The 8,081-nt window shown below is 58.9% G+C and carries 12 protein-coding genes; 5 read left to right on the top strand and 7 right to left on the bottom strand.

What is annotated here, in order from left to right; all coding sequences use genetic code 11:
* Positions 1-122: 122 nt before the first annotated feature.
* Positions 123-269, bottom strand: a complete 147-nt coding sequence (locus DXC79_RS10010) for a DUF6019 family protein (RefSeq protein ID WP_199408681.1) — start codon at positions 267-269, stop codon at positions 123-125.
* A 137-nt stretch (positions 270-406) separates the two neighbouring features.
* On the opposite strand from DXC79_RS10010, the gene DXC79_RS08445 reads away from it, so the two are divergent.
* Positions 407-760: a dihydropteridine reductase gene (locus DXC79_RS08445; protein WP_117635866.1), complete on the top strand. Its 354-nt coding sequence runs from the start codon at positions 407-409 to the stop codon at positions 758-760.
* Positions 761-831: 71 nt separating this feature from the next.
* Entirely contained in the window at positions 832-1,413 is a 582-nt protein-coding gene (locus DXC79_RS08440) for a TetR/AcrR family transcriptional regulator (RefSeq protein WP_117635865.1), read from the top strand.
* Between the two features lie 271 nt (positions 1,414-1,684).
* On the opposite strand, the gene DXC79_RS08435 is transcribed toward DXC79_RS08440, so the two are convergent.
* Positions 1,685-2,062, bottom strand: a complete 378-nt coding sequence (locus tag DXC79_RS08435; protein WP_369831937.1) for a winged helix-turn-helix transcriptional regulator — start codon at positions 2,060-2,062, stop codon at positions 1,685-1,687.
* A 137-nt stretch (positions 2,063-2,199) separates the two neighbouring features.
* On the opposite strand from DXC79_RS08435, the gene DXC79_RS08430 reads away from it, so the two are divergent.
* Positions 2,200-2,835 (top strand): NAD(P)-dependent oxidoreductase, encoded by a 636-nt coding sequence (locus DXC79_RS08430; protein ID WP_199408680.1) that lies wholly within the window; start codon positions 2,200-2,202, stop codon positions 2,833-2,835.
* A gap of 137 nt (positions 2,836-2,972) precedes the next feature.
* Here DXC79_RS08430 and DXC79_RS08425 read toward each other — a convergent pair whose 3' ends face one another.
* On the bottom strand, positions 2,973-3,413 hold the full coding sequence (locus tag DXC79_RS08425) for a MerR family transcriptional regulator (protein WP_117635863.1): 441 nt from the start codon (positions 3,411-3,413) through the stop codon (positions 2,973-2,975).
* A 152-nt stretch (positions 3,414-3,565) separates the two neighbouring features.
* On the opposite strand from DXC79_RS08425, the gene DXC79_RS08420 reads away from it, so the two are divergent.
* A complete protein-coding gene (locus DXC79_RS08420) occupies positions 3,566-4,330 on the top strand; it encodes a carboxymuconolactone decarboxylase family protein (RefSeq protein WP_117635862.1) in 765 nt (254 codons plus the stop codon).
* Here DXC79_RS08420 and DXC79_RS08415 read toward each other — a convergent pair.
* Genes DXC79_RS08415 through DXC79_RS08405 form a run of 3 tightly spaced genes read right to left on the bottom strand, consistent with a single transcriptional unit; the run spans position 4,305 to position 6,832 of the window.
* The gene (locus DXC79_RS08415; RefSeq protein WP_117635861.1) at positions 4,305-5,177 is read right to left on the bottom strand and encodes an NAD-dependent protein deacetylase, SIR2 family; all 873 of its coding nucleotides are present in this window, start codon (positions 5,175-5,177) and stop codon (positions 4,305-4,307) included. The two genes, DXC79_RS08420 and DXC79_RS08415, sit on opposite strands and share 26 nt — an antisense overlap.
* A complete protein-coding gene (locus tag DXC79_RS08410) occupies positions 5,165-5,863 on the bottom strand; it encodes a hypothetical protein (RefSeq protein WP_117635860.1) in 699 nt (232 codons plus the stop codon). Before DXC79_RS08410 ends, DXC79_RS08415 begins: the two co-directional genes overlap by 13 nt.
* Positions 5,864-5,866: 3 nt before the next feature.
* Positions 5,867-6,832: a hypothetical protein gene (locus DXC79_RS08405; protein WP_199408679.1), complete on the bottom strand. Its 966-nt coding sequence runs from the start codon at positions 6,830-6,832 to the stop codon at positions 5,867-5,869.
* Between the two features lie 143 nt (positions 6,833-6,975).
* Here DXC79_RS08405 and DXC79_RS08400 point away from each other — a divergent pair, with 143 nt between their 5' ends.
* Complete coding sequence (locus DXC79_RS08400) at positions 6,976-7,536, top strand: TetR/AcrR family transcriptional regulator (protein WP_117635859.1); 561 nt, start codon at positions 6,976-6,978, stop codon at positions 7,534-7,536.
* A 224-nt stretch (positions 7,537-7,760) separates the two neighbouring features.
* Here DXC79_RS08400 and DXC79_RS08395 read toward each other — a convergent pair whose 3' ends face one another.
* Positions 7,761-8,057 carry a DUF6508 domain-containing protein gene (locus tag DXC79_RS08395; RefSeq protein ID WP_117635858.1) on the bottom strand — a complete coding sequence of 99 codons (297 nt, stop codon included), beginning with the start codon at positions 8,055-8,057 and terminating at the stop codon, positions 7,761-7,763.
* Positions 8,058-8,081: the final 24 nt, after the last annotated feature.

Genomic DNA, 8,081 nt, shown 5'->3' with positions numbered 1-8,081 from the left:
GCAGGGCCGACTCGCTTCGAATCGGGCGCTACACCAACTTTCTCGACACTACCAAATGAATGAGTGAGCATCATTGTCCCCGAGGACAAAGCGAGGCCGTTTTAGGGGCAGTGAAACTGGATTTATCGATCCTCTTGATCCAATCCAAGTTCTTTCAACTCTTTTTCGTTTTGGATATCTTCAGCGGTATTCTTGCCAGTGATAGCACCGTAGGCTTCTTTTATGCCGTTTTTCACTGCCCATTTGATAACGAAATACAGCGCAATCATCATTCCGAGCAGTTGCGGTGAGTGTCGACATTCGCCGATATAACATGGACACAACGTCCCGTTTGTGTTCTTCAATCGCCTGCACGTTCTTCCTATTCTTGGGTTGTCGAACAAGCCATAGAGAAAAGGAAGAAAACATGGACACCGACAAGATCTGCGCGGAATCGATCGCCAAGCAATACGCGCCCAAAAGCGCCTCCAAGCTCACCGCGCTCAAGAAGCTCGATGCCAAAGCAAAGCGCCCCGCGAACGTCTTCGCCTACAGCTTTGGCATCGCTTCTTCGCTGTTGTTGGGTGTGGGCATGTGCCTGACCATGGGTGTGCTGGGACCTGGCGAGGGCACGTTGTTTGTGCTCGGAATCGTCCTTGGTATCTTGGGTATCGCAGGCGCAAGCGTGAACCTGGTCCTGTATCGCTGGATTCTGGAAACCTCTAAGAAGAAATACGCCTTTGAGATAATGGAGCTTGCCAAGGAAATTGCCGGCGAATAGCTTTTGGCATCAGGGAGAGGCGGGCTTGGGTGAACAGGCAGTAGAGCAGATACTTTACGACGGCGCAGCTTATGGACGAGGCTTTGCTCGACTTGCTGCAGAACAAGGGCGCGGAGTTCATAACCGTTAAGGAGATTTGCAAGAAGGCAGGGGTGGGTCGCTCTACGTTCTACCTTCACTACCAGGGTGTCCCTGACCTCGTGAAGGAGTGTTCGGAGCATGTGAACACCAAGTTCTTCGAGCGCTTTGAACAAAGCGCCGCAGACACGATCGGGGCTATCCGTACGGCTCCCCTCGACGAGCTCGTTTTCGTAACCGACGAGTATCTGAGGCCCTACCTCGAGTTCGTCCAAGACAACTGCTCCATCTATCGCGCGATGCTCGCAAACGGGCATACGCTGCAAGCTCAGGAGCGATTCGAGGCCCTAGCGAAGCACATCATCGACCCAGTGTTGGAGCGCTTTGGCTATCCCAGCGAGCAGCGGGCCTTCGGCATCAGTTTTTATGTGCATGGGCTCTCTGCCGTGGTACAGGACTGGATTCGGAGCGGCTGCGAAACGCCTATCGATGAGATGGTGCGCATTATCAAAACCTGCGTGCACCCGAACGGCACGAACCGACGTCTTGCCAACGCTAAAGAGAGACGCGAATGAAACGATGTGACGGCGACGCCCCCTAGGCGCCAAGAGCGCGGGCCGCGCATCCGCCTTGAGAATACTGCGGAAGGAACGGGAAGCGAAAGCAGCAATCTACCTTGGTAAAGGGCGTGTGTCCCTTTCCGCTGCTCGCGCGGGCCGACTCCAGCCGTGCCGGGACTGCCAGCGCGGCCTCGAAGCCGTTTGCGGCGAGAACCAAGGAGGAGGGTTTCCCGTGATGGCGATAGGACGGAGGGGTTTCTGTAGGCGTGTAACCAGTAGGAGCTACTTATCGAAGCCCGCCGCCGCGGAGCTGCTCCTTGTAGTTCTCGCCCCAAGCTCTCATTGCGTCAAGAACGGGTCTGAGTGTCTGTCCCAGGTCGGTGAGCGAGTACTCCACCCGTGGGGGCACCTCTGCGAACGCTTCACGATGAACGAGCCCCGTTTCCTCCATGGTTCGTAGGTTGCTGGTCAGAACTTTCTGCGAAATCTTGCCGATCGAGCGTTGCAGCTCCTTAAAGCGCATCGTGCCTTTGAGCGAGAGTTCGCGCAGGATGAGCACCTGCCACTTGTTGCCGATGAGCAAAAGCGTTGTCTCCACTGGGCAGGCAGGCAGGTTCTCCAAAGTCGGTGTTGTCATGTTCGCGAAACCTCCGTCTGCAATCATGCACGTCATTTACATTAGTTTCCTTTTGGTGCTTACAGCACTTTTATGTGCCTACTTTCCATTATATACCTTTGACGCGTATCGTATGAGCTGCAAGGAAAGCGGCGTCGAGTGCCGCAGGTCGAAAGGAAAGCATGATGACCAAGAAAATCGCAGTTGTAGCAGCGAACGGCAGGGCCGGCAGCCTCATCGTTGAGGAGGCCGTGCGTCGCGGATTCGACGTGACCGCCATCGTACGCGGCGAGAATAGGACCGCCGCTCAGAACTCCGTCATCAAAGACGCACTCGAGCTCACGACGGAAGACCTCGAAGGATTCGACGCCGTGGTGGACGCCGTGGGCGGCTGGACGCCCGAGACCATCCCCGGTATCACCGACGCGGGCATCCACTTGGCTAATGTGCTGGTCGGCACCGATGTGCGCCTGCTCATAGTGGGTGGCGCGGGCTCGCTGTTCGTCAACCCCGAGCATACGGTCACCGTCGATATGGGCCCGGACTTCCCCGATGACTGGAAGCCGCTGTCCGCCGCGGCCGGCAAAGTCCTTGCTCACCTTCGCGAAACGGACGGCCTCAAATGGACCTTCGTTTCCCCTGCTGCTGACTTCCAGGCCGACGGCGAGCGCACCGGTGAGTATATCTTGGCGGGCGAGGAGTTCACACTCAACAGCCGCGGCGAGTCAACGCTCTCGTACGCTGACTATGCGATTGCCATGGTCGATGAGATCGAGTCCGGTGACCACGTCGCCCAGCGCATCTCGGTTGTGAGCAAGTAGCTTCATGCCGTTTGGGAAACGGGAGGGTCGATTCCAGTCGCGTCGACCCTCCCGTTGCGTACCGGGGCAACCAGTCTTGTTGCCTAAGTTGTAACATCTTAAACAATGGTTGAGTTTAAAAAGGGGCGTTTTTGGTACTACCGAGCGTGAGCGTTCTCGTAGGCCTCTTTGATATCTTCTGGCAAACCGTCGGGAATCATGGCCCTCAGCTCAGTCTCATTCTCGCCCTGATTCAGCTGCCCGTAGAACCAGCATTTGTACTTCAGCATGTCCAGCGCGCGGTTCATGTTCGCGATCTCTAGCTCCATGTGGGCCTTCCGCTCCTCGAACATGGCCTTGCGTTTGGGGTATGTCGATGGACCCTCCGCGCACCATTCCATGAACAGCCGGATGTCCTTGATCTCCATCCCCGCTTTCTTGAGGCATTCGATGACCCGAAGCGCCTCGAGTTCCGTATCGCCGAATTGCCGAATGCCGGACGTCCGCTCCAATGCCGGGAACAATCCCTGCTTGTCGTAATAGCGCAGCGTTGAGGCGGGCAAGCCGAACATCTCCGACACCTGTCCGATTGTGTACATGGTTCCTCCGAATCAATCTCGAATTCATTCCTTGACCTAAAGTCAGGTTTAGGTATTACCTTCATTCTCGTCATTAGAACAGGGATTGCAAAGGGTGTTCCGTAATGCGGAAACAGATTTGCACCTAAACCATCGAAAGGGGGAGATCGATCATGGCAATTAAACAGACGGCAGGCAGGGATGCCCTGGGGGAGTTCGCCCCCAAGTTCGCACAGCTCAATGACGATGTGCTGTTTGGCGAGGTGTGGAGTCGAGAAGACGGGCTTTCCCTTCGAGACCGCAGCGTGGTGACGGTTGTGGCCCTGATGGCGCAGGGACTGACGGACTCTTCGTTTAAATATCATCTGATGTCCGCAAAGAACAACGGGGTGACCAGGGCGGAGATAGCGGAAATCCTTACGCACGCGGCGTTTTATGCGGGATGGCCCAAGGCGTGGGCGGCCTTCCGCATGGCAAAGGAGGTCTGGGCGGATGACGATGCCGCTGATGCAAAAGCCGAGCACCAAAACGAGATGGCCTTTCCCATCGGTGCCCCCAACGACGCATTCGCGAAGTACTTTATCGGGCAAAGCTACCTCGCGCCTCTATCAACCGAGCAGGTTGGCGTCTACAACGTGACGTTCGAGCCCGGCTGCCGCAACAACTGGCACGTGCACCACGCCAAAAACGGCGGCGGACAGATTCTCATCTGCGTGGCTGGTCGAGGGTTTTACCAGGAATGGGGTAAGCCGGCGCAGAAACTGCACCCTGGCGACGTGGTCAACATTGCCCCAGGGGTGAAGCACTGGCACGGAGCCGCACCCGACAGCTGGTTCTCACATCTCGCGTTGGAGGTTCCGGGTGAGGAAGCCTCCAACGAGTGGTTGGAACCTGTGAACGATGAGGATTATCTCAAAGCGACTGACAAGGAGGCTTAAATACCTTCGCCGTCCGCGCCGCCGAGAGCAGCGTGCTCAAATCGGCTTGGATCGCCTCTGCCTTGCTTCCAAGCTGCAACGGAGCCGAGTCGCCCGAGATGTTTACGCTCAAAAGGTGCGCATCCGGCAGCTTCGCGGTCATGCTCCAGAACGGGAGCGTGATGATGCCGGGGGTCATCTCGCCTACGCCGAGCTCCAACAACAGCACGCGGCGATCGCTGCGCTCGCGCACGAAGCGCTCGTATCGTCCGAGGCTCTCGCGCCAGGCCGCACCCTGCAGAAACGTGTCATCGCGCACCCACGGCACAAGCTGCCAGCCGCAATGCGGGCATCGGGGGATATCCTCGCTGAGGACCTCGAACCCCGCCATGCCCGCGAGCATGCGTTCGACGTAGGGGCTCGCGTCGAAGAGCTCGTCGCAGCATGGCTGCTTGCACTGAAGGTGCGCGAAGCTTCCCTGATAGTTACAGGTTCTCTCGTCGGGAAACGTCTTCTCGACTTGGGTGTCTACATTGGTGCTCAGGATGAAGTAATCCTTATGGCCGATGAGGGACCGTAGGTCGAGATAGGGCTGCGAGGTCGGCTCGCGCAGCATGAAATCGATATATCGCGCGTAGTAGGCCCATTGCTGCTCGAGGCTGGGGTAGAGGTGGTAGAAGCCGTCGAAAAGGCTCTTGAAGCCAAAGGCTTGCTGCCAGTCCGCCATTCCTGCGCGCGCCATGCCCGCGCGGTTGTAATGGTTGAACCCGGCGGCGCTCGACATGCCCGAGCCGATGCCGACGATGATGGCGTCGGCATCGTCGATAAGGCTTCGAAGCCTACGCGCTTCTCTTTCTAGGGGTGGCATCGGGCGATCTCCTCGAAAGCCGGGGCCATATCGCCGTCAACGAGAATCGTCTCGCACGATGCATCGGGCGCCATGGCCTGGCTGTAGTTGAACACGATGTAGGTGGCGTGCTCGCAGACGTTCGCGATCTGGGCGAGCATGTGCTTTATGATGCCGTTGCGCAGTCCCACGCCAAGTTCGAGGATGGCGACCCTGCCGTTGCGATGGGCTTGCACAAGGCGCTCGAGCTCCTCGAGCTGGGCCGTGGCGAGGGCGTCTGGATGGGCGAGACGCCGCTCGTCGATCGACGTGCGTATGCTCCCCTCCGTCTCGAGCACGCGGTTCTCGTTGAACCCTGCGCGTACGAAGTGCCCGTCGATATTGCACGTGATCACGAAGGTGTCAGCGTGCTCTGTAAGACGCCGCAGCCCGTTCATGAGCGGGCTGGGCTCATACTCGACATACTCCTTTTGATGGAACCGCTCGACCCATCGGCTTCGCACGCTGGCATCCGGGGAGGCGAGCCCCTGCAGTATGCAGCCGATGCCGTCGGCCTGAGCGAGGTCCCCGTACGCCTCTTGGAAATGAGCATCGGCGCAGAAAAGGTTGAGCCCCTCCGCCATGTCGAGTCCGTTGCTAGCGCCGATGATGACAAGATCCGCTTCGGCTAGCGCCCTGCCTATGCGAACTGCTTTCGCCGTCTCCATGCGCTACCTCCCCAGCGTCTTGCGCACGTCGGCGAGCACGTCGGCGATGTCGGCGCGAACGGCGAGCCCCCGATCCTCGATCGCGCGGGGGAGAAACTGCGTCTTGTTGTTTACGGCGATGTAGCTGGCCTGCGGTAACTGCGCCGTGAGGGCCCAGAACGGCTCCTGGATAAACGCGGGCGTCATGCGGCCCACACCCAGCTCGAGGAAGAGGATCCTCTGCCGTGCGTGCGCGTCGAGCCAGTCGGACACCTTGCGGTACTGCTCCTCGTAGAGTTCGCCTTGCAGGAAGTTGCCGTAGCCGCGAACCCAGGGGAACGCCTCTGCCCCGCAGTGCGGGCAGCGCGGCACGAGCTCTGTCGGAACCTCCAGACCGTCTCCCATGGCCTCTACCATGTGGGAGACCGGCTCGACCGCGTTCCACACCGCGTCGGTGCAACAGCGGGAGCACTGAAAGAAGCGGTGGTCGCCTTGGATCTCTGCCACCTTCTCCCAGGGGTAGAGCTTCACAAACTGCGTGTCCTGGTTGGTGGTGAGCACGAAGAAATCCTTCTCGGCGAGAATGGCGTCGAGGTCCTTGTAGGGCTTGCGCAGCGGGGCGTTGAGCGTGGTGTCGAGGAAGGTGGCGAGGTATCCCCAGCGCGCCTCGGCGGTGGGCCAGCGGTAGAACGACCCCTCGAAAGCGCCCTTGAAACCGTAACGCTCGGCGAATTTGCCGAAATGCCTGCGATAGGTTGCGTTGTCCTCGTAATAGAAGTCGCCGCCGCCCGCCGCGGAGAGCCCAGAGGCCCCGCCCACCAGCACGCAATCGGCTTCCTCGATCATGCGGGCGAAGTCCCTGATTTGCTGGTCGTAGGGCTCGGGCTCGCGGTCACTCAGCTCATAGGGCGTGCCGCCGCTGCGGTAGGCGGCCTGAAGGGAAAACGATTGGTTGGTGAGCTCGATAACGAGCTGCTCGTACAGGGTCACTGGATACCTTCTTTCAGCTATTATAAACAGGTGTCTATAAAAAGTATCCATGTCGATTTGCTTAAGAGCAATGAACAGCTTCGGCCTGCTGTCGATAAACGAGCGTTTGCCGGGCATTGTCGAGCGTTGCAATTGGAGGGGTAATGGAAGCGGGGAAGATCGATCGTCGCCGACGCTATACACTCTCGGTCATACGGGAGGCGTTCTTCGCGCTGCTGGCCGAGGTCGGCTTCGCGAAGATGACGGTAGCGGATATCTGCCGACGCGCCGATATCAACCGTGGCACGTTCTATCTGCACTACGAGGACAAGTTCGCCCTGCTCGACGCGCTTATCGACGAGGCCTTGGCGGCGGTGCCGCCGCTCGAGGGAACGGAGGCGGGCGCCCTCTGCCAGCGTCCGCCGGCAAACGATGACTATTATCTGCTCTACTCGGATGACGACGCGTACGCCCGGGTGGCACAGCGCGTCGTCGAGCGCGGCGCCGAGCAGATGGTTCCCTCGATCATGGAGGAGACTGGGCTTTCGCGCGAGGACGCCTATCTGCTCTTTGTCCACAACGTCCAGGGAAATCTCGCGGTCAACCGCCTGCTCGGTTGGAGGCGAGGGCCCGAGTTTGCCCACGCTCAGGAGCTGCTCAGCGCCTATTCCGAAGGAGGTATGCGGGCGGTATCCGCCCGCTATGATTCTCGTAGTTCATCTTGACCACGGGTTCATTTCAGGTAAGCAGTGCAGCTATGAGCTGAGGATAAAGCGCCATCGTGTGCCCCGCGCTCTCGACTTCTCGGCAGAAATGTGAGCCTTTGGTCAATGTATCTCAAGATTGAGCGTTGGCTCCGCTTTTGATTTGGTGACATGACGGAGTGCGACGGCATGGCATTGTCGCATCGCTGTGCTGTCGCAGCGCCAGACGTCTTCGTGGCCGCCGTTCAGCCCTCGTCGAGCTCCTTCAGTCGGGAGAGGCAGCGGTCCAGAAACCCGCTCCTGGCTTGCGCGGCAAGGAGTCCGTCGCAGAAGCGGTCGCCACGAACGCACCACGTGATGCATGCGCGTATCAGGTCAATGTCCCCATGGTCGATGTCACAGCTGTCTATGCCTTCCGAGGTGTCGATGCTATGGCGTTCAAGCGTCTCGAAGTAGCTGGTGTCCGCGAACCCGTCCAGTTCATAGAAATCGTCGACGAAATCCTCGAGTCCGAGCGTCCCGCCCCCAAGCTCGACATTCATGTTTCTGTCCGTCAGCTTGCCAGC

The sequence above is a fragment of the Collinsella sp. TF08-11AT genome, from assembly GCF_003437035.1.
Taxonomy (GTDB): domain Bacteria; phylum Actinomycetota; class Coriobacteriia; order Coriobacteriales; family Coriobacteriaceae; genus Collinsella.
The sequence above is the reverse complement of the archived record's forward strand: the minus strand, read 5'-3'. Positions and strand labels throughout refer to the sequence as shown.